The sequence below is a fragment of the Blautia sp. HCP3S3_B11 genome, assembly GCF_052064435.1.
Lineage (GTDB): Bacteria > Bacillota > Clostridia > Lachnospirales > Lachnospiraceae > Blautia_A.
The window spans coordinates 1-24665 of the sequence record NZ_JBQHVP010000027.1; the positions used below are offsets into that span (position 1 = coordinate 1).

At 40.9% G+C, this 24665-nt stretch carries 19 protein-coding genes, 1 pseudogene and 1 riboswitch; all 20 genes and pseudogenes read left to right on the forward strand.

The window, feature by feature from the left end; genetic code table 11:
- Nucleotides 1-386: 386 nt before the first annotated feature.
- The 20 genes and pseudogenes from ACTNC0_RS16750 (at nt 387) to ACTNC0_RS16845 (ending at nt 24664) form a co-directional block, all read left to right on the forward strand.
- Entirely contained in the window at nt 387-2384 is a 1998-nt protein-coding gene (locus ACTNC0_RS16750; RefSeq protein WP_441088285.1) for a right-handed parallel beta-helix repeat-containing protein, read from the forward strand.
- A gap of 264 nt (nt 2385-2648) precedes the next feature.
- Nucleotides 2649-3530 carry a hypothetical protein gene (locus tag ACTNC0_RS16755; protein ID WP_441088286.1) on the forward strand — a complete coding sequence of 294 codons (882 nt, stop codon included), beginning with the start codon at nt 2649-2651 and terminating at the stop codon, nt 3528-3530.
- Between the two features lie 63 nt (nt 3531-3593).
- Complete coding sequence (locus ACTNC0_RS16760) at nt 3594-3992, forward strand: BlaI/MecI/CopY family transcriptional regulator (protein WP_441088287.1); 399 nt, start codon at nt 3594-3596, stop codon at nt 3990-3992.
- 3 nt (nt 3993-3995) lie between these two features.
- On the forward strand, nt 3996-5708 hold the full coding sequence (locus tag ACTNC0_RS16765) for a M56 family metallopeptidase (protein ID WP_441088288.1): 1713 nt from the start codon (nt 3996-3998) through the stop codon (nt 5706-5708).
- A pseudogene (locus tag ACTNC0_RS16770) lies at nt 5690-6514 on the forward strand (ABC transporter ATP-binding protein); the annotation flags it as partial. The gene ACTNC0_RS16765 and the pseudogene ACTNC0_RS16770, both read left to right, overlap by 19 nt.
- A 421-nt stretch (nt 6515-6935) precedes the next feature.
- Nucleotides 6936-7556, forward strand: coding sequence for a methylated-DNA--[protein]-cysteine S-methyltransferase (locus tag ACTNC0_RS16775; RefSeq protein ID WP_441088289.1), 621 nt, complete (start codon nt 6936-6938; stop codon nt 7554-7556).
- A 275-nt stretch (nt 7557-7831) separates the two neighbouring features.
- Nucleotides 7832-8677, forward strand: a complete 846-nt coding sequence (locus ACTNC0_RS16780) for a LysR substrate-binding domain-containing protein (protein WP_441088290.1) — start codon at nt 7832-7834, stop codon at nt 8675-8677.
- A 416-nt stretch (nt 8678-9093) separates the two neighbouring features.
- A complete protein-coding gene (locus tag ACTNC0_RS16785) occupies nt 9094-10251 on the forward strand; it encodes an FprA family A-type flavoprotein (RefSeq protein ID WP_441088291.1) in 1158 nt (385 codons plus the stop codon).
- 120 nt (nt 10252-10371) lie between these two features.
- The gene (locus tag ACTNC0_RS16790; protein ID WP_441034949.1) at nt 10372-10878 is read left to right on the forward strand and encodes an HD domain-containing protein; all 507 of its coding nucleotides are present in this window, start codon (nt 10372-10374) and stop codon (nt 10876-10878) included.
- Nucleotides 10879-11196: 318 nt separating this feature from the next.
- The gene (locus ACTNC0_RS16795) at nt 11197-11841 is read left to right on the forward strand and encodes an RNA polymerase sigma factor (RefSeq protein ID WP_441088292.1); all 645 of its coding nucleotides are present in this window, start codon (nt 11197-11199) and stop codon (nt 11839-11841) included.
- 7 nt (nt 11842-11848) lie between these two features.
- Entirely contained in the window at nt 11849-13609 is a 1761-nt protein-coding gene (locus tag ACTNC0_RS16800) for a DUF4179 domain-containing protein (protein ID WP_441088293.1), read from the forward strand.
- A 174-nt stretch (nt 13610-13783) separates the two neighbouring features.
- On the forward strand, nt 13784-14956 hold the full coding sequence (locus tag ACTNC0_RS16805) for an NAD(P)-dependent malic enzyme (RefSeq protein WP_441088294.1): 1173 nt from the start codon (nt 13784-13786) through the stop codon (nt 14954-14956).
- 280 nt (nt 14957-15236) lie between these two features.
- The gene (locus ACTNC0_RS16810) at nt 15237-15851 is read left to right on the forward strand and encodes an ECF transporter S component (RefSeq protein ID WP_008705795.1); all 615 of its coding nucleotides are present in this window, start codon (nt 15237-15239) and stop codon (nt 15849-15851) included.
- A 434-nt stretch (nt 15852-16285) separates the two neighbouring features.
- A complete protein-coding gene (locus ACTNC0_RS16815; RefSeq protein WP_441088308.1) occupies nt 16286-17527 on the forward strand; it encodes an ABC transporter substrate-binding protein in 1242 nt (413 codons plus the stop codon).
- A gap of 158 nt (nt 17528-17685) precedes the next feature.
- The gene (locus ACTNC0_RS16820) at nt 17686-18738 is read left to right on the forward strand and encodes a carbohydrate ABC transporter permease (RefSeq protein ID WP_020993413.1); all 1053 of its coding nucleotides are present in this window, start codon (nt 17686-17688) and stop codon (nt 18736-18738) included.
- Nucleotides 18738-19598: a carbohydrate ABC transporter permease gene (locus ACTNC0_RS16825; protein ID WP_026649942.1), complete on the forward strand. Its 861-nt coding sequence runs from the start codon at nt 18738-18740 to the stop codon at nt 19596-19598. The genes ACTNC0_RS16820 and ACTNC0_RS16825 overlap by 1 nt, the downstream gene beginning before the upstream one ends.
- Nucleotides 19599-19928: 330 nt before the next feature.
- Nucleotides 19929-21338, forward strand: coding sequence for an MATE family efflux transporter (locus ACTNC0_RS16830; protein ID WP_243102303.1), 1410 nt, complete (start codon nt 19929-19931; stop codon nt 21336-21338).
- 112 nt (nt 21339-21450) lie between these two features.
- Nucleotides 21451-21557, forward strand: a riboswitch (NiCo riboswitch).
- A 305-nt stretch (nt 21558-21862) separates the two neighbouring features.
- Entirely contained in the window at nt 21863-22789 is a 927-nt protein-coding gene (locus tag ACTNC0_RS16835; protein ID WP_441088309.1) for a cation diffusion facilitator family transporter, read from the forward strand.
- A gap of 232 nt (nt 22790-23021) precedes the next feature.
- Nucleotides 23022-23237, forward strand: a complete 216-nt coding sequence (locus tag ACTNC0_RS16840; RefSeq protein ID WP_441088295.1) for a hypothetical protein — start codon at nt 23022-23024, stop codon at nt 23235-23237.
- 2 nt (nt 23238-23239) lie between these two features.
- Nucleotides 23240-24664: a YARHG domain-containing protein gene (locus tag ACTNC0_RS16845; protein WP_441088296.1), complete on the forward strand. Its 1425-nt coding sequence runs from the start codon at nt 23240-23242 to the stop codon at nt 24662-24664.
- Nucleotide 24665 lies beyond the last annotated feature (1 nt).

The window sequence follows — 24665 nt, forward strand, 5'->3', positions numbered from 1 at the left end:
ACGAGGTAGATAGGGCAGAGGTGGAAGTGTGGTAACACATGGAGCTGACTGTTACTAATCGGGTGAGGGCTTGACCAAGAATCGCAGGAAGTAATGATTTTCAGGGAAATGTCAGCATGTATGTAGTTTTGAAGATACAGTAGAAACCAGCTAGTAGTTAGCTGGTTTTTTTGTGCGCAAAAATAAAAGAAAGTCTGTTATATTGACTGCAAATATGCGAAGAAATCCTGCCGTTAGAAGAATGTAGAAAATTATATAATTGCATTACAGAAAATTATAGAAAGTGGGATTAAAAATATATTGTATTGCAGAAAAAAGCACTTTAAAATTAGTAGCAAAGTTTATAGAATCTAATTTATTTAAAAACATATATGGGAGGGTTTTTCATGAAGATTTATGTAAATGGAAAAGCTGGTCATGACGGAAATGGTACAGAGCAGATGCCATTTCGTCATATCAATGATGCGGCAAAAATTGCACAGCCGGGGGATGAAGTTCTGGTAGCGCCTGGAGTTTACCGGGAATATGTAGATCCGATTCATGCCGGTACAGAAGATGCGAGAATTACTTACAGGAGCGTAGAGCCTCTCGGTGCAGTTATCACTGGTGCAGAACGTATTCAGACATGGGTTCCTTATAAAGAAGATGTATGGGTATGCCGTGTAGCGAACAGTCTTTTTGGCAGCTATAATCCATATACAACTATGGTTTATGGTGACTGGTATTTTGCCAAAGCTGACAAACACACAGGATGTGTATATCTTAATGACCGTGCTCTTTATGAAGCTGGAAGTGTAGAGGAATGCATCAAAGCTGAGGTTTATGAGTGCAGCTGGGTTCCGGAAGAGTCTACTTATAAATGGTATACAGAACAGGACCAGGAGAAAGACGAGACAGTCATTTATGCGAATTTCCATGGAGCAGATCCAAATAAAGAAAATGTAGAGATAAACGTACGCCGTGAGTGTTTTATGCCATCCAAAACCGGTGTGGGATATATCACAGTCAGTGGCTTCGTAGTTACAAAAGCAGCAACTACCTGGGCTCCGCCTGCAGCTTATCAGGATGGTATGATCGGACCTCACTGGAGCAAAGGATGGATCATTGAGGACTGCGAAATTTCTAACAGCAAATGTGCAGGTATTTCTCTTGGAAAATATTATGATGCAGAAAACGATCATTATTTTACAAATAAATATGTGAAGAGTCCAACTCAGATGGAAAGAGATGCAGTATGCCGCGGACAGTATCATGGCTGGCTTAAAGAAAAAGTAGGAAGCCACATTATCCGTCGAAACGATATCCATCACTGCGAGCAGGGTGGTATTATCGGCCGTATGGGCGGTGTATTCAGTATTATTGAGGACAACCATATTCATCATATCAACAATATGATGGAACTGGGGGGTGCAGAGATTGCCGGAATTAAGATGCATGCTGCAATTGATGTTATTATGAGAAGAAATCATATTCATCATTGTACAATGGGAATCTGGTGCGACTGGGAAGCTCAGGGTACACGACTCACTCAGAACTTGCTTCATGATAATCAGCGACCGGCATTTGCAAAACAGTTGAAAGGCGGTATGATGTGCCAGGATATCTTTGTTGAAGTAGGTCATGGACCGACTCTTATTGATAACAATATCCTTCTGTCAGACGCCAGCCTGCGTTTTGCTACTCAGGGTGTTGCTATGGTACATAACTTGATCTGCGGTGCTTTAACCTGTGTAGGTGATGGAACCGGATGGCGTTATACACCTTATCATATGCCTCATCGTACAGAGGTCAGAGGATTTATGACAATACTTCATGGAGATGATCGTTTCTATAACAATATTTTTGTTCAGAAATGGCCTTCAGAAGATTTTATCATAATGCATGATTCTGATGATGGATTTGATTCTGAGAACAGAAAAGTTGGAACCTGGATGTTCGACGAGTATCCAACTTATGATGAATGGATCTCACAGTTTGATTTTGCAAAACCTGCAGATATGAAGAAACTGGAGCCGGTTCACTTTGACCATTTACCGGTATGGAGTGAGGGAAATGTTTACCTTAATGGTGCAAAGGCATGGAAACATGAGAAAAATGGACTCGTTTCTTCTGAGAATGTGAAGGTAGAATTAACAGAGAAAGACGGAAAATATATTCTGGATACAAATATTTACGAGATTCTTGGAGATTTCTCCGGACGTATGATCAATACAGAAGTTTTAGGAAAAGCTTTTGAGCCGGAAGAATTCTTCGAAAATCCGGATGGAACACCGATAACATTTGACGCTGATTACTTTGGTGGACACAGAGGTGCTAAGGTGATTCCTGGACCTTTTGCAGCGAAAGAAGATGCTGAGAAAAATGTTAATATTTGTGCTTTTTAACCGAATCAAGTAAGGAGCGAAGCGGATGATTTTATCCGTTTGACTTAAATTAAGGAAATAGAGAAGGCCAGCTGGATGTCAGCTGGTCTTTTTTGACGTTTTTTTGATTGTTTGTCTTTAAATGAAAAAATTTATATATTACTATATTTGTAGAAAAACAGCTTGACACTAATCTTCTACATATGTAGTATATGATTAACTTCTACAAAAGTAGAAGAAACGGATAAAAATGGAGTTACAATTAATGACGAAAGGGGAATTCTTATGAACAGAAAAAGATTTATTACGGTTGTTGCTTCGTTATCGGTGTTTTGCATGTCCATGACTGGAATGAATGCTGTATGGGCCAGGGATGGCGGGAGTGAGAAGTTTGATCCGCAGCCAGTGAGTTCTGACTGGGAGCAGAAGGATATGAAGGGAACATATGCTTATTTTGTGAGCGGTAAGGACTGGGTTGGTGTTTATAAGTATGATGCAGATGATGATACCCCATTGTTTGCGAAAGCAAGTGATCAGTATGCGGCTTGTTACGAAACGGCTTATTCTGTTGGCAGTGATCTTTATGTGGTGAAGGGATTTGCGAAAGATGTAGATGATATCGGTAAGGTGCGTGAGATGGTGGAGAGTATTTCCTATCCGGGAAATCCGGCATTAGATACACAGGAGGGTTTTGACAATAGTGGAAGTGATCAGGACGACAAGCAGAATGAAGATCAAAATTCAGAGGCAGGAGAAACAGAGACTTCCAATGAGGTAAATGTGGATACAGATGAGGACAGTGGCAATAATATTTATCTTGAGACATTGACACTTGTGAGAGAGGATGGAAGTACTTTTACGATTACTCAGCAAACAAATGGGGATTATTGTTACCGGGATGATGATGGTGTAGGATATACGGACAATGGTGATGAGAGTTATACAGATGAGTATGGAAATACTTATAGGGCTTTAAATGATGCAACACATTACCTGGGAATAACATTGGAGCAGCATACACTGGAGTCTTCTGATGGAAATACGGTTACAGTTACACAGACGACAAATGGAGATTATTATCGGGATGATAATGGAACTGATTTTACTGACAATGGAGACGGAACCTGGACAGATGAAAATGGAAATGATTATACAGAGATAAATTAGCATTGACGGATTATTGTGTGGTTGCTACAATAAAATTATTCCTACAATTGTAGAAGAAATGAGGTGATTTTATTGAAAAAAGCATATCAGCGTTTGCCGGAGTCAGAGTTGGACATTATGCTGGCTTTATGGAACGGGACTCCGCCGATGACCCGGGCGGAGATTGAGAAGCTGGTGAATGTAAAGAAACAGCTGGCTCCGACTACAATCTTGTCACTGCTGACCCGATTAGAGAATAAGAATTTCGTTTCTGTAGAGAAGCAGGGAAAGATGAATCTGTATACGCCTCTGGTATCCCAGGAAGATTATCAGGCAAATGAAAGTAAGAGTGTACTGGAGAAACTTTACGGAAATTCTCTTAAGAAGTTTGTGACTTCTCTTTATCAGGGAAAGAAGATAAGTTCAGAGGAAATACAGGATCTCAGTGATTTTCTGAGGGAGTTGGATGAGAAGGAGGAATAAGTGATGGCGGAATTTGCATTACATGTTTTGAAGCTTAATATTATTTCCGCAGTTGTTATTTTTCTTGTGCTGGGGTTATCTGTTTTGTTAAAGAACAGATTTACAGCAAGATGGAAGTACGTGGTTTGGCTGGCTGTTGCAGTGAGTCTGCTGGTTCCTGCGCGACTTCCATCGGATTTTTCCCTTATAAATTTCAAAGTGCCGGGGATTGAGAGCAGTGGGAATGAAAAGATAACTGCGAAGAGAATAACTTCGGCAAATGCAGATTCTGCGAATGTAAATTCTTCTAAGGTAAATTTAGAGGATAGCAGTACTGCAGATAAAAAACTGCAGGATACGGTTGTGACAGACAAAACATCCGCAGACACAGTTTTGACAGATGAAGTGCAGTCTGCTTCAAAATCTGCAGCATTGTTTGGCAGACATATCGTACCGCTGGCTGCAAAGATTTTTATGATCGTATGGCTGGCAGGTGTGGTTATAAAATTACTGGCAGAGATCTGTGCATATTATTTTTCTATGAGAAGCCTGAAACGGATGAGTCTTCCGGTGAATGATCTGATGAAGTGGAAAATGTACCGGGATGTGTGTGAACAGAAAGGGATTGGCCGAAGACCTGAACTGATGCAGAATGCAGGACTCAGTACGCCGCTTCTGACGGGATTATTCCGGACGAAATTGTATCTTCCGGCAGTTGGATATTCAGCGGAAGAGCTGAAGCTGGTTTATCATCATGAGCTGACGCATTATTTACATAAGGATTTGTGGTATAAGATGCTTCTGAGAATCTGTGCATCTGTGTACTGGTTTAATCCGGCACTGTTGTTTATGCTGTGGGAAGCTGACAAGGATATTGAGAATCTCTGCGATGCGGAAGTTGTCCGTGTCTGCAGCAGAGCAGAACGTAAACTGTACCGGAAACTTCTGCTGAGAACCGTTGCCATAGATAATCAGGTGCCTTATGTGACGGCAAGTCTGAATGACAGCAGTATGGTTTTTAAAGACAGAATTCTGTATATGCTGAATATGAAGAAGCTTCGGAAGAATATTCTTCCAGGAGTACTTTTGGCGATGGTGCTTGTTGGAGGAAATCTGGTGTTTTGTTTTTCGGGAGAGGTGATTTCCGGGGCAGAGAACACGCAGGATCAGATACCAAAAGACGGAGATGAAACAGGACAGGATTCCGAAGAAGATGCTAAGAAGAGAGAATTGGTTGATATGGTGGCAGCTCATGAAACGTCCGGTGGTCAGCAGCTGACAGGAAAGGGAGATAAGCCGGAGGATTCAAACCGTGATGGTTCGACAGAGAATTCAGAACAGATTGATGCTGCAGATCAGGAAGAAAATCAGAATCAGACAGGAGTGAATTCTTCTGATGAAACGGGGGAAAATTCTGACGGTCAGAATCCTGATCCGGATAATTCGGGAGATGGTTATTCAGATACAGATAATAATGGAACCCCTGGAGATGATACTACAGATAAAACGGTTATTAATACATCATCATTGACAGTACGAGGAAGTGGCGGCAGTACATTTGAAATTGAAAGGGTGTTGTATTCTGATTATTCTGTTGAGTACAGAGGATATGATGGTGTTGGATATACTGATAACGGAAATGAAAGTTATACAGATGATTATGGAAATACATATCCCGCTTTAAATGATGCAACTCATTATTTGGGAACAACTTTAGAATCTGTACCATTGCAATGATGGGTTCATTTGGACCAGTGGTAGCGTTATCCAGTCTGTCCAACAATCTGAATCAGACACTGGCCAGTGGTGAGAGAGTTCTGTCTTTACTGGAAGAAACACCGATGGTGGAAGAAATTCCGGAAGATATGCATATAAAAACGGTATCCGAAAATTTTTCAGGTGCAGAAGCAAATAATGTTACATTTGCCTATGAAAATGAAACAATCCTGGATGATTATTCCCTGAAACTGGAGCCAGGCAAGATTACCGGCATCCACGGAGCCAGTGGTTCCGGTAAATCTACACTTCTGAAACTGCTCATGCGTTTCTGGGATGTAAATCAGGGAAGAGTATCTGTAGACGGTGAAGACGTAAGAAAAATCCCAACCAGATATCTGCGTGACATGGAAAGCTATGTAACACAGGAAACTCACCTGTTTCACGACTCCATTGCTAACAACATTGCGGTAGGCAGCCCGGGAGCTTCCAGAGAGGCAATCATCGAAGCAGCAAAGAAAGCATCCATTCATGATTTCATCATGAAACTTCCGAAAGGCTACGACACAGAAGTGGGCGAGCTGGGAGATACCTTATCCGGCGGCGAGAAACAGAGAATCGGAATCGCAAGGGCGTTCTTACATGACAGTCCGCTGATTCTTATGGATGAGCCAACTTCAAATCTGGATTCCCTGAATGAAGGAATCATCCTGAAATCATTGCGAGAGGCTTCAGAGAAAAAGACTGTAGTACTTGTATCACACAGAAAATCTACGATGAATATCGTTGATACTGTATTCGAAATGAAAGATGGCAGGGTTTCGTGAGCCTGATATCAGAGAATAGAAAAGAGGCTGTTGCACTAATTGCTTATGTGGTGTGACAGCCTTGTGTATTGTGAACTGAAAATTTGTTACCGAAATGCAAGTCATAGGGCCTGACACCAATGTGGCAAAATTCAATCGGCAACGCAGAAAATTGATTCTCAAGGAATGTTGACATGTATGTAGTTTGGAAGATATACTAAAACTAATATGACTCACGCTAATTAACAATCTGATTTATGCTGGATAAATTTTCATCTACAAGGCGAAGGAATGAGGCGTAGCGGTGGCTACGCCGATTGACGACAAAGCAGTAGATGGGAATTTATACAAATGAAACAGGTTGCTAATTAGCGTGAGCCATACTAGCTAGATGATAGCTGGTTTTTTTGTGCATAAATATAAAAAGAAGGAATAGAAGAATATGAAAACAAGGGAAGAAGCATTAAAATATGGACTATCATTTAAAAATGTATATGAAGAAAAACCTTTTCATGACCAGAACTGGCAGTTAGTAAGAGCCAGAGAAAGTAAAAAGGCTTTTCTCTGGATTTATGAAAAGGATGGATATATTAATCTGAATGTAAAGGTAGATCCACAGTGGCGTGATTTCTGGCGTTCTGCTTATGATTCAGTAATTGCGGGATATCATCAGAACAAAGAACACTGGAATACGCTTATTTTGGATGGAAGTATACCGGAGAAAGATATAAAAAGAATGATTTCTGAAAGCTATGATCTGGTTACTGACAGTCCGACAAAAAGAATTTATGAAGCGGTCAAAAGAATACCCAAAGGTCATGTTGCGACTTACAGTAAGGTTGCTGAGATGGCTGGTAATCCCAGAATGGCAAGAGCAGTGGGAAATGCTCTCCACAAGAATCCGGATCCGGAACATATTCCATGCTTTCGGGTGGTAAATGCAAAGGGCGAACTCGCGGGAGAATTTGCTTTTGGAGGAGCCGGTGAGCAGGCAAAGCTTTTGGAAGCAGATGGAATAGAAGTAGAGGATGGAAAAGTTAATCTGAAAAAATATGGAATCTGAAAAGAATGATCGAGGTTCCAGTTTTCTGTATCGCGAAACATGTCTCGGGATTTTGGCATTTTCATGCCAAAACACCTCGCGGGATAGTGACGTGTGAACAGTAACGCTGTTACTGTTTTCTGATGTATACGGCGTTTCTTTTGTTGATTATAGGCTTTATGAATGATAAAATCAATTTATGAGTTTTTATTATACGATAAGTAATGCTTATGAAAAAGGAAACTACACAGAAAAAACTATCTGATATCAATAGAGTGGGAGAGTTCAAAAAGATTATGTTAGATTACAGAACGGAAACGTTTATGGCAGTATGCAATGTTATGAATTACAGGGAGGCGGCAGAGCTGTTACATATTACCCAGCCGGCAGTTACCCAGCATATCCAGTTTTTGGAGAAGGAGTATGGCTGCCGTCTTTTTCTTTATGAAAACAGAAAACTGATCAAGACCCCTGCTGCACAGATGCTGGAGGATTATCTGCGATCGGTTCAGCAGCGTGAAAATTTTCTCAGGGAAAAGATAAAAAACAATGGTCTCCGGGAACTGCGTATCGGTGCAACCAAGACCATTGGTGACTATGTGATCACAGACAGGATTCACGATTTTTTAAATCAGCCGGATACAGCACTGACTCTGATCGTGGATAACACAAAGCATCTTTTGCATTTATTGGAACAAAATACTCTGGACTATGCCATCATAGAAGGATTTTTTGACAAAAACAGGTTCGGAAGCCAGCTGTATCGCCGGGAACCTTTTGTGGGAATCTGTCCGAAGGATCATCCCTTTGCAGGCCGTGAAGTATCTGTAGAGGAGATCCTGAAAGAAACTCTGATCCATCGCGAAAAAGGCTCTGGAACGCTGGCTATCCTGGAGGAAAAGCTTCTGGAGCATAATGAATCTTTGGAGCGTTTTCACCGGCATATATGTATTTCCAGCTTTAAGATTATCATCGACTTGATCAAGTCCGGGTATGGAATCTCATTTGTATATGAAATACTTGCCAAAAGCGACCCGGAGCTTGGGATTTTTACACTGAAGGGTGAGCCCATAGTCAGAGAATTTAATGTTATTTATCTGAAGCATGCAGATGTGAGGGAGAAGATGGAATGGTTTTTATGACCAATTGGCTATGCTGTCGGTTTTTTACTAAATTTTTGCAAGAAAAATAAGCTGCCAGCATGATGTTAACCGAATCGAGTAGGGATTTCTATTTTATATGAATATTCTTTTTTGTCGGATAGTAATTATCGGTTACTGTTCATTTGTAGTATTCCGCGAGGTGTTTTTTGTGAGCGAAGGTCACAGAAAACCCGAGACATACCGCGCGAATTTATGCGATTAGCATAAATTTTGTGCATCGCGTAGCGTGTTACTGGGCACGGAGTGCACAGTAATAATTATCGTAGGATTGTATTTAGTTGACAGTAATACTATTGATTTCCAGTAAGAAATTGGATATAATAGGTGCAGAAATAAAAAAGAAATTTTCATCTCTGAAAAATAACAGGAGATCAATAAGGAGGAAAATTCACATCATGAAAATCGGAAATGATATTTATTATGTAGGTGTAAATGATCATCAGGTAGATCTGTTTGAAGGACAGTATGTAGTGCCAAACGGTATGTCTTATAACTCATACGTGATCATGGATGAAAAGATCGCAGTTATGGATACTGTAGATGCTAATTTCAAGGATGAATGGCTTACAAATGTAGCAGAGGTTCTTAACGGCACAAAACCGGATTATCTGGTTGTACAGCATATGGAACCGGATCATGCGGCTAATATTGAGAACTTCATGAAGGCATATCCGGACACAATAGTTGTTGCCAACACAAAGACTTTTACCATGATGGAGAATTTCTTCAGAAAACTGAATCTGGACGGAAAGAAACTCGTAGTAGGTAATGGCGAGAGCCTGACACTTGGAAAACATGTTCTGACATTTGTATTTGCACCGATGGTTCACTGGCCGGAAGTTATGGTTACATATGACAGCGCTGACAAAGTTCTGTTTTCCGCTGACGGATTCGGTAAATTCGGAGCACTTGACGTGGAGGAAGACTGGGACTGCGAAGCACGTCGTTACTATATCGGAATCGTTGGAAAGTACGGAGCTCAGGTTCAGAAACTCCTGAAAGCAGCAGCAACTCTGGATATCCGGACAATCTGTCCGCTCCATGGACCGATCCTCACAGAGAACCTTGGACATTACATTGAGAAATACGATATCTGGTCCTCCTACAAAGTAGAGAGCGAAGGTGTTGTGATCGCCTATACATCTGTATATGGTAACACAAAGAAAGCAGTAGAACTTCTGGCACAGAAACTGGAAGAAAAAGGATGCCCGAAAGTAACTGTATTTGACCTTGCAAGAGATGACATGGCAGAAGCAGTGGAAGATGCGTTCCGCTATGGCAAACTGGTACTTGCAACTATTACATATAACGGAGATATTTTCCCATTCATGCGTACTTATATTGAAAATCTGACAGAACGCAACTACCAGAACCGCACCATCGGACTGATTGAAAACGGAAGCTGGGCACCTGCTGCAGCAAGAATCATGCAGGGAATGCTTGAAAAGAGCAAAAATATTATATGGCTTGAAAATAATGTAAAGATTACTTCTTCCTTAAGCGAAGCAAACGAAGCAGAGATTGAGGCTATGGCAGAGGAACTCTGCAAATAATTGATAATTGTAAACAGCAGGATCGAAAGATTCTGCTGTTTTTCAGAATAAGATAACCCTGGTTACTGAGAATGGAGTGAACAAGTAACTATATTCGTAAGAGAAAGGCAGGAATAAAGCATGACAGTAGCAGAAGTTGTAAAGAAAATGGTAGAGTATTCCAAGGGAGATCTTCATGACATCAATCATTTCATGAAAGTATACGCATATGCAAAAACAATCGCAGAAGGCGAAAATCTGTCACCGGAGCAGCAGAAACTGGTGGAGGTAACTGCAGTTGTCCATGATATTGCCTGCCCTCTCTGCAGAGCAAAATACGGAAATGCCAACGGTAAGCATCAGGAGGAAGAAAGTGCGGCACTGATAGAGGAGTTTTTCGCAGATTCAGATCTGCCGAAAGAATTTGTAGATCGTGTTTCTTATATTGTAAGTCATCATCATACAATAACCGGAATCGACGGTATTGATTATCAGATCATGATAGAGGCAGATTATCTGGTAAATGCAGATGAGAGTAATTTTTCCGGAAACAATGTGAGAAACATGCTGGAAAAAGTATTCAAAACAGAGACAGGAAAATTCCTGCTCCAGTCTATGTATCAGAAGAGGCTGAATGCTGAAGAATAAAAAGAAAACGTTAAGAAAGATTATGAGTGAAAAAAACCGGTGCAGAAATGTGTCGGTTTTTTTGTAGGAAAATTCAGGGATTATAATTTGCTTGTATTACAATTATATGCGGACGAGAAGTTATAATAAATATAAAAAATCTGGCATCTGAAAATTTATTTAAAAGATATGAAACTTTTCTCTATAATTCTCCATCTAATAAGTGTAAAACAAAACAACAAAGCTTCATTCGAATGAAACATATTTGTAAAAACATAAGAGCTACTGGATATGAAGTAAACAGTAACACATAAAACTCTAAGCAAGGAGGATCAGCATTTGATACAGTTGGTAAAGCGCTCCATCTCAGGAGATGCGGATGCATTTCTGGAACTGATGGAAAAGAATTCTCTGGCAATGTACAAGGTGGCGAGGGGAATCCTAGATAATGATGAGGATGCCGCAGATGCCATGCAGGATACCATACTTACCTGCTTTGAAAAAATACATACTCTTAGGAATCCGGAACATTTCAAAACCTGGATGATCCGTATTCTGATTAATGAATGCAATAAAATCCACAGACATTATAAAAACTTCAGCAGAGCCGAAGAACTTCCGGAAGTCCCCGGACAGGACATGTCCATTGCAGAATTTGAGTTCAAGGAAATGCTTGGAATGCTGGACGAATCCTACAGGATCATACTGGTTCTGTATTATGTAGAGGAATTTCGGATCGCAGATATTGCTTCTATATTAAATATGAACGAAAACACCGTAAAAACCAGACTCGCTAGAGCGCGGGTACAGTTAAAGCAGGAATATGCACCGGTAGAGGAGAATGACCGAAAGAAAGTACAGTACATGCCAGGAAGTAAAATGACCAATCAGCCGGGGAAAGAAAACAAAGGAAACACACATGGTATATTAAAAAAAAATCCGGTATCAGCAGGAAGCATGACGGCGAGTGTAAGAAAGGGATGAAGTAAGAATGGCAAAGAAGTTTAATTTTGATAAAAAGATGGAGAATGATGCAAACAATGTAATCGAAGAAATTCTGCAGGCAGATTTCCCACTGCCGAAACAGGCGGAAGCAGCAAAAAATGAGGCATTTGCAAAAATCAGAGAGATGGCAGCTGCTTCTGAAAGACAGGAAAGTGCAAAGGATACATATAGCGAAGAAAATAGAAAAGTCGAAAGTCTGGAAATTAACAAATATAGTCAGGATGACAGAGAGTTTGCTGATAATAGCAATTCAACGCAATCTCACAGAAAATTCAAAACAGTCTATAAGACAGCACTTGGCATGACAGCGGCAGCAGCAGTATTTTCTGCAGTGTGCATTACAAATCCTGCATTTGCAGAAAATATTCCACTGGTTGGCAATGTATTTGAGCGCATTGGCAATTCCCTTGGATTCTCTGGGAATTTCAGCAAATATGCGACACCTTTAGAGGATGAAAACAGCAGTACGGAAGTTGGCAGCACACAGAATGAAAAAGAACAGAACACATCCTCAGACAACATGAACACCAATGCAACAGAATCTGATAATAAAGAAAATGAGAATACGGGTAGTAAATGGAGCCAGACTTATAATGGTACAACACTTACTGTCTCAGAAGTATATTGTAATGATACTGCATTGTACATATCCCTTATCATTAGCATGGAAGAAAAAATTCCGAATACTCTTCTGACAGAAGACGGAACGCCATGGATCAATCTGAACAATGGCAGTATATGGATGAAATGTGATTTTAATGATGGCGATATGCTGGTGAATGCTCCGCTGGATGGACAATTGATTGATGATCACACATTTGCAGGAGTGCTGCGTATAGACAACACTGAATTCACTTATGATTTTGCAGGGGAGCAAAGATTTAATGAAGCCTGGGAAAAATTCTGGAAAGAAAAAGGAATTGATGATGTGTATAATGCTACAAATGAGGAGATGGCAGCAGCAATTGGAATAGAGGATGCAGAGAACGTAACTATTGAGGACGCAGTCGCAGAAGGAGCACCTGACGAAAAAGATTATCTGAAAGAAATCAAAGTTCCGGATCAGTTTACCATGAAATTAAGTTTTCCTCAGATAGTAGGTATGTTACCTGAAGAAGAAACTACAACACCTGAGATTCTACAGGAGTTGAGAGATGAACGTGACCAGGCAGTGGCAGATGCAGGTTTAAACGAAGACGACTATGAGAATTTCACAGAAGAACAGCAGGAAACATTAAGATTGATCGACCAGGAAATGTATAATAAGTATACAAAGCTTTATCCGGATGTAAATAAACACCCAAATAAATATGAAAACTGGTGGGTGGACGGAGACTGGGACTTCACAATTCCTGTAGAAAAAAATGATGCACAGACAGTAACAAAAGAGATTCAGGCTGTAGACAGCGAAGGAAACGGAGTCACATCTCTGACTAAGACACCGTTTGAGATTACCATGAATGAAAGTGGTGACACCGCGGATTATTTCCCGGTTATTCTGGATGCAGATGGAAAACCTATGAGTTTTGGAAAGTTCACAGGAACTGCCAACACAGTTGCCATTTCAGACAGAGATATTTCCACAGTATACGTATACCTCTGCGATTATACCGAATACATGGACGAACTGAAAGGATACTACTGGTCCGACGATTACGAAGAAAAGGCAAAGACTAAGACCTTTAAGCAGCTCTTGGACGAGTGTGCAGTTGCCAGTGCGGAAGTACATTTTGATGAAAATAAATAACAAAGTCCAATAACTGAAACAGCATTCCCATAAACAAAAATGTGAGAATGCTGTTTTTATAACTTTGATAAAAAATAGTCAATTTAAAATAAAAAAAACAGTAGCATCCTGGCAAAGTAAATGTTACAATGTAGGCGTCTCAAAAAAAGAGTGCAGAAGGGAGCAAAATCGAAAATGGATTACGCAAAAGAATCTTTAAAAATGCATTATGATTTAAAAGGTAAAATTGAGGTTGTATCAAGAGCCAAAGTAGATTCCAAAGATGCCTTAAGCCTTGCTTACACACCTGGTGTTGCTCAGCCTTGTCTTGAAATTCAGAAAGACGTAAATAAGAGCTATGAGCTGACAAGACGCTGGAATACAGTTGCTGTTGTCACAGACGGAACTGCAGTACTGGGACTTGGAGATATCGGTCCGGAAGCAGGTATGCCTGTTATGGAAGGTAAATGTGTGCTCTTTAAAGAATTCGGTGGTGTAGATGCCATTCCGCTTTGCGTTCGCAGCAAAGATGTTGATGAGATCGTTAAGACTGTAAGCCTCCTGGCCGGATCTTTCGGTGGAATCAACCTTGAGGATATTTCCGCGCCAAGATGCTTTGAGATCGAAAAGAAACTGAAAGAATGCTGCGACATTCCGATCTTCCATGACGATCAGCATGGAACAGCCGTTATCACACTTGCAGGTGTTATCAATGCGCTGAAACTTGTTGGAAAGAAGCTTGACGAAGTGAAGATCGTTACTTCCGGAGCAGGTGCTGCAGGTATCGCCATCATTAGACTGTTAATGTCTATGGGACTTAAGAACGTAATCATGACAGACAGAAAGGGTGCGATTTACGAAGGCAGAGAAGGATTAAATCCGATCAAAGAAGAGATGGCTAAGATCACAAACTTCAACAAAGAGAAAGGTACTCTTGCAGAAGTGATCAAAGGCGCAGACATCTTCATCGGTGTATCCGCACCTGGAACACTGACACAGGATATGGTCCGCACAATGGCAAAAGATCCGATCATCTTTGCATGTGCAAACCCGGTACCTGAGATTTTCCCTGACGAAGCAAAAGCAGCAGGAGCAGCAGTGGTATCCACAGGACGTTCTGATTATCCGAACCAGGTAAACAACGTACTCTGCTTCCCGGGACTCTTCCGTGGTGTACTGGACGCAAGAGCATCAGATGTTAACGATGAAATGAAAGTTGCAGCAGCATATGCAATCGCAGGTCTGGTAAGTGACGAAGAATTAACAGCGGAATATATTCTTCCGGCAGCCTTTGACCCACGTGTAAAAGACGCTGTAGCTAAAGCTGTAGCAGAAGCAGCAAGAAAATCAGGCGTAGCAAGGATTTAACCGAATTGCGAATATCCGCTTGACACAAATAGAATAATGAAGCCCTCTGTTTTCATGTGAACAGCATGCAGACGGAGGGCTTTTTTTCATAATATTCAATCTGACCTCTAAAAAATTTAAAAAACTGGTCATTGAAATAATGACACATTTCGCGTATGATAACTTCAACGTATTGATGTGTCAATATGAGAGAATATCTGATAACGAGAATCAGGCAGGTAGTTTGGCTTATTGATATGAACCTGGATTCTATCAGATTATACGAGAGGGGACAGTTATTATGAATACTCAGAACAGCACAATTACAAAACTTGCAGAGACAGCTCTTATGGCTGCGTTATGCTATGTATCTTTTACATTCCTGCAGATTAAGATCCCTGTACCGGGCGGTGATGCAACATCCATCCATATCGGAAATGCATTCTGCGTACTGGCAGCACTTCTGATCGGCGGTGTATACGGCGGATTATCCGGTGCCATCGGAATGGGAATCGCAGACCTGATGGATCCTGTATATATCACAGGCGCACCAAAGACATTTGTACTGAAATTCTGTATTGGCCTGATCACAGGTCTGGTAGCACATAAGATTGCAAAGATTAATGAAAGTACAGATAAGAAATATGTTTTCAAATGGAGTGTGATTGCTTCTGTAGCAGGTCTTGCGTTTAATGTTGTGGCAGATCCGATCGTAGGATATTTCTACAAACAGTATATTCTCGGACAGCCTCAGGAACTGGCACAGGCACTTGCAAAAATGAGTGCTGTAGCGACATTATTCAATGCAGTTGTTTCTGTGATCCTGGTAGCAGTGATCTACAATGCAGTACGTCCGGTACTGATCAAAAGTCATCTGCTTACAGTTACCGGTAAGAAAAAAGAACAGGCAGCATAAATGGATACAAAATGAATAAGACATAATAAAACAGCATTTCGGGTGCAGAACCTGAAATGCTGTTTTATTATGTTACAGGAAATTATTCCGTAATGTTCTGCGCAGAAGTTTTTACTTGTCTGACGAAGGAAAAACAGGCACAAGCCATAGGATACAATTCAAAGAGTATGCACTTTTTTGACCTCAAAGTAGCACTTTTTTAGACATAGTGTAATAAGATAGAAAAAAGAAATTGTGCATATTTAACAAATGACGAAAAAGAAAGATAAAAAAATTCAAACTTATGCGAAAAAGGTCTTGCTATTTCAGAAACAAAGTGGTATTATACAACTATCAAAAAACCTTATGCGCAAAAGGTAAAAAGAAACAGTTAAAAAAATGACGAGGTGACGAAAATGAAGAAAAAAGTATTTGCAACACTTTTAGCAGTATCTATGATCGCATCAATGGTTCCGGCAGCAGTATCCGTACAGGCAGCAGACGGTGACAGTATTCGTCTTGTAAACGGTAAGATCGAAGTTGACGCTCAGCTGAAGAAATTAGCTGAAATGTATGAGAAAGAAACAGGAACTAAAGTAGAAATCGAATCCATGGGCGGCGGAATCGATATTCAGGGTACTCTGAAAGGATACTATCAGTCAGATAACATGCCTGACATCTTCGTAAACGGCGGTGCTACAGACTTCGCTAACTGGACAGACCTTTTAGTAGATATGAGTGATCAGGAATGGGCTTCTGACACAGATGCAGCTTATGTTGATGAGAGCCAGGGTACAATCGGTTTCCCATATACAACAGAAGCAATCGGTCTTGCTTATAACAAAGACATCCTTGACAAAGCAGGAATTGATCCTTCTACATTAACAGGTCCTGATGCAATCAAAGAAGCATTTGAGACAATTGATTCCAAGAAAGATGAACTTGGACTGACAGCAGTTGTAGGTTATGCAGCAGAACCAGTTAACCTTTACTGGTCAACAGGTAACCACTTATTTGCAAACTACCTTGATGCAGGTCTTGACAGAGATGATACAACATACATTGACATGCTCAATGATGGCGGTAAGGTTGACGAAGAGCGTTTAACAGATTTCGCTAACTTTGTAGGTCTTCTGAATCAGTATTCAGATCCTGCACTCCTTGTATCCGGTACATATGATCAGCAGATCCTTAACTTCTCATCCGGTAAATATGCATTCGTTACTCAGGGATCCTGGATCGGTGCAACTATGACAGGTGATGATGCAGATGCTTATAAAGAAGCTGGTAACTTCGAAGTTGGTATGATTCCATACGCATTTGAAGACGGAATTGATACAATCCTTACAAACTCTCCATCCTGGTGGTCAGTATATAAAGATGGTAATGTAGAAGCAGCAGAAGCATTCCTTCAGTGGCTGACAACAGATGAAGCTCAGGAAGTTCTTGTTAAAGAAGCAGGTTTCGTAAGTCCGTTCAAGTCCTGCACAATCGTTGGTGATGATCCATTTGCTCAGACAATCACTGATTATGTATCTTCCGGAAAGACATCTGCTTGGCATTGGCTTGGTATGAAAGAAGGTCTTGCACAGAACTATACAGGTCAGGTATTTGCTGACTATGCATCTGGCAGCCTTGATGAAGCCGGATTTGTTAAGACACTGGAACAGGTTATCCAGGGTGCATATGCAAACTAATAATTGAAACTTAACGGGCGGCGCTTATGTTGCCGCCCACTTTTATTTGCGCTGCATACCTGAGTAAAGGTCTGGCAGACCTTTACCCAGGTACGCAAAAAAGTCTAAGACGCATTGATTTTTGCTTTGAAATAAGAAATAGGAAGGATGAAGGCAAAATGAATACAAACAGTGCTAGTAAAAAAGCAATTTCCATGGTATGCCTGATCGCCGGTATTATTTTACTGGCAGCATCATTGATCCAGGATATTTCCGGAAGCGGAGCAGGCTGGAGAGGTCCGGCGCTGATCATCGGTGCAATCGGCATCTTACTGGGAATGTATTTATTCCCGACATTAAAACATCACAGAAGCATCGTTAACTTTATATTTGTATTTCCATTGTTATTTACATTTGTAGTAACAGTTATTATTCCATTATGCCTTGGTGTGTTTTATTCCTTTACAGACTGGAATGGAATTAAGATGACAGGATTTGTAGGATTTGCAAACTATAAGGCAATGTTCAATGAACCAAGTTTTCTCTGGTCACTGATCATCACAATTCTGTTTGTAGTTCTGAACATGGTTCTGGTAAATGTAGTAGCGTTTATGCTGGCCTTACTCTGTACCTCTAAGGTTAAGGGACTCTCATTCTTCAGAGCTTCCTATTTCCTGCCAAACCTGATCGGCGGTATCGTACTTGGTTATGTATGGCAGTTCGTATTTAATAACGTACTGATCAAGATGACAAATAATATTTCACTTCTGTCAAAGACAAACACAGCTATGATGGCTATCATCGTTGTTTATATCTGGCAGTATGCAGGTTATATCATGCTGATCTATGTAACAGGTCTGACACAGGTACCTAAAGATGTACTGGAAGCATCTCAGATCGATGGCGCAAATGCAGTTACAACATTATTTAAGATCAAGATTCCGATGATCGCAGCTACAATTACAATCTGTACATTCCTTACCTTAACATCAGCATTCAAACAGTTCGATGTTAACATGGCTTTGACAAATGGTACAGGTTCTGTTGCAAGTTTCTTCGGAAACTATCTGACAAACGGTACTCAGATGCTGGCTCTGAATATTTATAATACAGCAATCTCCAAGAACAATTATGCACTTGGTCAGGCGAAAGCTATTCTGTTCTTCATTATCCTGGCTGCTGTATCTATTATTCAGGTTAGAATTTCCAATAAGAAGGAGGTTGAAATGTAATGGTTACGAAGAAAACTCCAAAGGTAGTGCTTACAGCTGTTGCGATTGTTATCGCAGCGTACATATTATCTCCTTTCTATCTGGTACTTATTAATACATTTAAGAATGCAAACGGTATTGTTGCAAACCCTGTAAGCTTTGCAGGTGCAAGCTTTGCACAGTTTAAGACTAATATTTCAAACGTTGTCAACAACTCCAACTTCAGTTTCTGGAGTGCATTCGGAACATCTGCGATCATTACAGTTGTTTCCCTTGTATTACTTGCTTTATTCGGCGGTATGGCTGCATGGGTTATCTGCCGTAACAAGACAAAATGGTCTACCGTTATTTACATGACATTTATCGCATCCATGACAATTCCTTTCCAGGTAGTTATGCTTCCTCTGGTTTCTACATTCCGTGATGTAGGTAAATTCCTTGGAATCAACATGCTTCAGTCTATTCCTGGTATTGTATTTGCATACTGTGGATTCGGTGGTGCTATGACAGTATTTATCTTAACTGGTTTTATTAAAGGTATTCCATATGAACTGGAAGAAGCTGCAGCGATTGACGGATGTTCTCCTGAGGGAACTTTCTTCCGCATTATCCTTCCGCTTCTGAAACCGGTTATTGTTACTGTTACTATTCTGAATGGTATGTGGATCTGGAACGATTACCTTCTTCCTTCTCTGATGTTAGGACAGAATGGTAAGGTTAAGACTCTTCCGGTTGCTGTACAGGCGTTTGTTGGTTCTTATGTTAAGCAGTGGGATCTGATCCTTACTGCAGCACTCCTGGCAATGATTCCGATGATCATCGTATTCCTGCTTGCTCAGAAGCAGATTATGAATGGTATGGTTGAGGGTGCTATTAAATAGGCTTGCAAATACTTTTTGAAAAGCTGTCGTTTTCCTCATTTATTTGGAAAGCGACAGCTTTTTTAATGATTTCAAAGGGGACACGAAGAAAAACATTTATTTTTCTTCGCTGTGAATTGGCTGGGACTGTGAATGATAGTATGGAAGTGCGTTATCGGATATGGAGTGGAGAAAAAACGGAACAGAAACGGAATAGAAAATGGTAGTATAAATTTACTGATATGGGCTTGAAATGTTGGAAGTTTTATAGTAATGTAAGTGATACAACGCTTAAGGCGAGGGCTGTCTCAGAACAGTCTATTTTTGTGAAGAAGGATGAGGAAAAGTTTTATGGAGAGGACGAAAGAAAGGTCATCGTTTCGTAAGAAGTTTATCGGTGACAGGAAGTTTTATATGATGGTTCTGGCTGTGGCTGTTCCGATTATGATCCAGAATGGAATCACGAATTTCGTGAGTCTGCTGGATAATATTATGATCGGACGGATCGGGACGGAGCAGATGTCGGGGGCTTCCATTGTGAATCAGTTGATTTTTGTCTATAATCTGTGTATTTTCGGAGGGGTATCCGGAGCAGGTATTTTTACGGCACAGTACTTTGGACAGAAGGATCATGAGGGTGTGAGGCAGACATTCAGGTATAAGTTCTGGATGGCTGTGATTCTGACAATCGGGACGATTTTGCTGTTTCTGACTGTTGGAGAGAATCTGATCAGTATGTATCTTCAGGGAGAGGGTACTGCGCAGCAGATTGCAGATACGCTTAAGTATGGAAAGCAGTATCTGGATATTATGCTGTTGGGACTGCCGCCGTTTATGATGGTGCAGATTTATTCCAGTACTCTGAGAGAGTGCGGAGAGACTGTTCTTCCAATGAAAGCAGGGGTTGTGGCAATCTGTGTGAATCTGTTGTTTAATTATCTGTTGATCTATGGTGTGTTTTTCTTCCCGAGACTGGGTGTGAGAGGTGCGGCAATCGCAACTGTGCTGTCCCGTTATGTGGAGGCGGCAATTGTAATCAGCTGGACACACAGGCATACGGAGAAGAATGCATTTGCAAAGGGGCTGTACAGCACGCTTAAGGTTCCTGCGAATCTGACAAAGAAGATTCTGGTCAAGGGTACACCGCTGTTGTTTAATGAGACTTTATGGGCTTCTGCCATGGCGATGCTGACTCAGTGTTATTCGATTCGAGGGCTGAATGTGGTTGCTTCGCTGAATATTTCCAATACCATCAACAATGTGTTTAATATTGTGTTTATTGCCCTGGGAGATTCCGTGGCAATCATTGTAGGACAGCTTCTGGGAGCGGGAGATATGAAGAAAGCGAGAGACACAGATAACAAGATGATTGCGTTCTCAGTGATGTGCTGTACCTGTGTGGCAATGGTGATGTTTGTTATGGCGCCGCTGTTTCCAATGCTTTATAATACCAATGATGAGGCAAGGGAGCTGGCGAAGTATCTGATTATGATCACTGCATTCTTTATGCCGCAGAATGCGTTTTTGCATGCAACCTATTTTACTCTGCGTTCCGGTGGAAAGACGATTATTACGTTCCTGTTTGACAGTGTGTTTATCTGGTGCGTCAGTGTGCCGATCGCGTTTGTGCTGAGTCGTTATACAGGAATTCATGTGCTTGTGATTTATGCATGTGTGCAGCTGGCGGATTTGATTAAGTGTGTGATTGGATTTGTGCTGGTTAAGAAGGGTGTGTGGCTGCAGAATATTGTTTCATCATGATAAAAATTTTCAATAACATTTGGCTTGACTAACCGATATATTATAGTGTATTATCAGAAAAAATATTTATATTCTCTTTGCACTGCATTACATTCAACAGAATGCGAGATCAACAGTACAAACTGAGCAGGCGATGCCCGAGATGCTCGAGGGCGTGGGGCCGGGCCGCGCGAAGCGGCAGCAGATATGAAAATTTTCAGACATATCTGTGGGACAGTGTATGTTCCGCAGGTGTGTCTTTTTGTTTTCTGAAAAGTATGTTTTGGAAAGATTTTCTTTTAGAGGGATTTTTTTAGGAGGATTTTCTGAGACAGGTGCAGTTCCGAAATACAAAAAGACCCCTGTAAGACCGCACTTTGATAAGTCACAGAAAGGAAATATGTTTTCTGACTGTGGCGCAATGTATGTGACATAAGAAGAACCTGTAAACTCAAATATAGGAAAGTACAAAAGCTTATATATTTGAAAAGAAAATTTAGGAGGTCCTGGTTATGGAACAGACAAAAAAATTAAACATGACAGCAATGTCAGACAAGACAAACAGTAACACGACAGCTAAGAAGGAAGAGCCTGCATGGGAACATAAGGTGGCAATGAAGGTATCAGGTGTGAGTATTGCAGTAAACCTGTTACTTTCCTTATTTAAATTACTTGCCGGAATTCTGGCACATTCAGGTGCCATGATCTCAGATGCGATTCATTCAGCATCTGATGTGGGAAGTACTTTCGTGGTAATAGTCGGTGTGAATTTATCCAGCAAAAAATCCGATAAGGAGCATCAGTATGGACATGAGCGGATGGAATGTGTATCTTCCATTATTTTGTCCGGGTTACTTCTGGCAACCGGTATCGGAATTGGTATGAATGGAATTGAGAACATTATTAAGAGTACTTCAGGAACAAGCATTGCAATTCCCGGAACATTGGCACTGATTGCGGCAGTTGTTTCTATTGTAGTGAAGGAATGGATGTTCTGGTATACCAGAAGTGCTGCGAAGAAAATAAACTCTGGCGCACTGATGGCAGATGCATGGCATCATCGCTCAGATGCAATGTCTTCTGTTGGTGCATTTATCGGTATCCTAGGTGCAAGACTTGGCTTCCCGATCCTGGATCCGATTGCCAGTGTGGCAATCTGTGTACTGATCGTGAAAGCATCTGTGGATATTTTCAGAGATGCAATTGATAAGATGGTTGACCATTCCTGCGATGAGGCAACAGAAGAGAGTATGAGAGAAGTAATCATGGGAGTGAAAGGAGTGAAGGGAATCGACCTTCTCCAGACACGACTTTTCGGTTCCAAGATGTATGTGGATATTGAAATTTCAGCAGACGGAACGATTCCTCTGGATGAGGCACATGACATTGCGGAAAATGTTCATCATAGTATAGAGAAGAATTTTAAAGATGTAAAACACTGTATGGTTCATGTGAATCCGGTGAATGAGTAAGCCCTTAAAAATAAGAAAATCAAGAAAGCGAAAAGTTTCTGGAGAGGATTAAGCGACAGAAACTTTTCGCTTTTATTCGTGAAAAATGACGATTAACAGAAAAAAATATATAAAATCATTTTATGTAAAGTAAGACGTATTGAATTGAAAAAAATATTTTGCTAAAATTAATTTGAATTTTTTAAAACCAACTCCATCCCTCAATCGTCTATATATCAGAAGGAGGGATGAGATGAATGATGATATCCTGAAAAAACTGATTAAAAATACAATTGATAACCTGCCAATTCCCTGGGAACAGCTGTGGATGGTCTTTCAGCGGATTATGCAGTGCATACCGCAGAGTGTACCAGTTCTCGAAAGGGAAAATCAGGGGGAAATTGAGAAAAAATCAAACAAGGAAAAACATATAACAGACCAAAGCAAACAGGAAAGAGGGAGGAATTAGTGATGCTTTGTCCAAATTGTGGAGCAGAATGCGAGGATTCTGCAAAATTTTGTATGGATTGTGGATGTCCGCTGGAGGCGGCACCGGTGTATTGCACTAACTGTGGGTGCAAACTGGAGAAAGACGCTGTTTTTTGCCCGGAATGTGGTATGAAAGTAAATGCAGTAGAAAATCAGAAAAATATACAGCCTGCGCAGTGGACGGAACCACAGCAGGATGATGGTCAGCAGTGGAACGTGCAGCTGGATTCCAGACAGCAATGGGAACAGGAAGAATGGCCACAACAGCCGTCATCTCCGAAAACGCAGAAAAAGGTGAAAAAAGAACGTCCGACAAAAAAGAATAAAAAGGGCAAAAAAGGAGTTTTAGTAGGAGGTCTGGTAGTTGGTGGAGTTGCTGCAGGAGCAGGGGGAGTATTCCTGTATCTGAACCATAAACCGGCTGTTGAACTGAAATCCTGTTATGAAATTACTTTGACCGGTAACGATAAGGGCGCAACCATATCTGTGGAAATAGATGGAGATAAGCTTGAGAAAAAATGTCAGGATCTGACATTGAATGAAAAGAAAGCAAAAGCAGCCATCAGAAAAAAAGCAGAGGCAAGTAGCAGCCTGGAAAGCTCGGATATAGATGAAAATTATGAGGAAATGTTTGAATACTCTGGAAAAACCCCAGGAGAGATTATCGGTTACAATCTGGAACAGGATATGAAGGTAAAGCCTGAGGAAGAATTAAGCAACGGCGATACAGTAGAAATTTCCTATGACGAAGCAAGAATGGAAATCCTGGAAGCTGCATACGGATGTAACCTGAAACCACTTACAGAATATACAGTAGAGGGTCTGGGAGAAACTTCTGAAAGTGAAAAAAATACAAGCGATTCCAAAAAGGAAGCCAAGAAGGATTTAAAGAAAGACTCCAAGAAAGAAAAATCTGAGAAAGCAGAGGCAAGTCCTACACCACAGCCAACAACAACACCGACCTCAAGTCCTACACCGCAGCCAACAGCAACTCCAATTCCTGAGCCAACAGCAACACCGGTTCCTGCCAGAACAAATACTGCATTACGGTCAGATTTCTATAAGGATGGAACTGTAACAGGTACCAGTGAGGATTATATATGTCCGGACAGTATATTCAGACAACTGACAGCAGAAGAGCTGGCAGGTTACAGCAATAAGGGTCTTTGCTTTATCCGTAATGAGATGTTTGCACGTCTGGGCAGACAGTTTAATAACCCGGAACTGGCATCATACTTCAGCTCTATGCCTTGGTATAATGGAAATGTATCTCCTGACAGCTTTATGGTAGCTAATTATTCCGGTATTACCATCGATGGACGTACCGTAGACAGTGCTGCTATCGATTACAATACGGAATTGCTTTTATCCATGGAAAACTCTTTGGGATTATATATTCCACTGTAAG

Coding starts and splice junctions, on each gene's coding strand:
- ACTNC0_RS16750 (WP_441088285.1), top strand. CDS start 387: ATGAAGATTTATGTAAATGGAAAAGCTGGTCATGACGGAAATGGTACA.
- ACTNC0_RS16755 (WP_441088286.1), top strand. CDS start 2,649: ATGAACAGAAAAAGATTTATTACGGTTGTTGCTTCGTTATCGGTGTTT.
- ACTNC0_RS16765 (WP_441088288.1), top strand. CDS start 3,996: ATGGCGGAATTTGCATTACATGTTTTGAAGCTTAATATTATTTCCGCA.
- ACTNC0_RS16775 (WP_441088289.1), top strand. CDS start 6,936: ATGAAAACAAGGGAAGAAGCATTAAAATATGGACTATCATTTAAAAAT.
- ACTNC0_RS16780 (WP_441088290.1), top strand. CDS start 7,832: ATGTTAGATTACAGAACGGAAACGTTTATGGCAGTATGCAATGTTATG.
- ACTNC0_RS16785 (WP_441088291.1), top strand. CDS start 9,094: ATGAAAATCGGAAATGATATTTATTATGTAGGTGTAAATGATCATCAG.
- ACTNC0_RS16790 (WP_441034949.1), top strand. CDS start 10,372: ATGACAGTAGCAGAAGTTGTAAAGAAAATGGTAGAGTATTCCAAGGGA.
- ACTNC0_RS16800 (WP_441088293.1), top strand. CDS start 11,849: ATGGCAAAGAAGTTTAATTTTGATAAAAAGATGGAGAATGATGCAAAC.
- ACTNC0_RS16805 (WP_441088294.1), top strand. CDS start 13,784: ATGGATTACGCAAAAGAATCTTTAAAAATGCATTATGATTTAAAAGGT.
- ACTNC0_RS16810 (WP_008705795.1), top strand. CDS start 15,237: ATGAATACTCAGAACAGCACAATTACAAAACTTGCAGAGACAGCTCTT.
- ACTNC0_RS16815 (WP_441088308.1), top strand. CDS start 16,286: ATGATCGCATCAATGGTTCCGGCAGCAGTATCCGTACAGGCAGCAGAC.
- ACTNC0_RS16820 (WP_020993413.1), top strand. CDS start 17,686: ATGAATACAAACAGTGCTAGTAAAAAAGCAATTTCCATGGTATGCCTG.
- ACTNC0_RS16825 (WP_026649942.1), top strand. CDS start 18,738: ATGGTTACGAAGAAAACTCCAAAGGTAGTGCTTACAGCTGTTGCGATT.
- ACTNC0_RS16830 (WP_243102303.1), top strand. CDS start 19,929: ATGGAGAGGACGAAAGAAAGGTCATCGTTTCGTAAGAAGTTTATCGGT.
- ACTNC0_RS16835 (WP_441088309.1), top strand. CDS start 21,863: ATGTCAGACAAGACAAACAGTAACACGACAGCTAAGAAGGAAGAGCCT.
- ACTNC0_RS16840 (WP_441088295.1), top strand. CDS start 23,022: ATGAATGATGATATCCTGAAAAAACTGATTAAAAATACAATTGATAAC.
- ACTNC0_RS16845 (WP_441088296.1), top strand. CDS start 23,240: ATGCTTTGTCCAAATTGTGGAGCAGAATGCGAGGATTCTGCAAAATTT.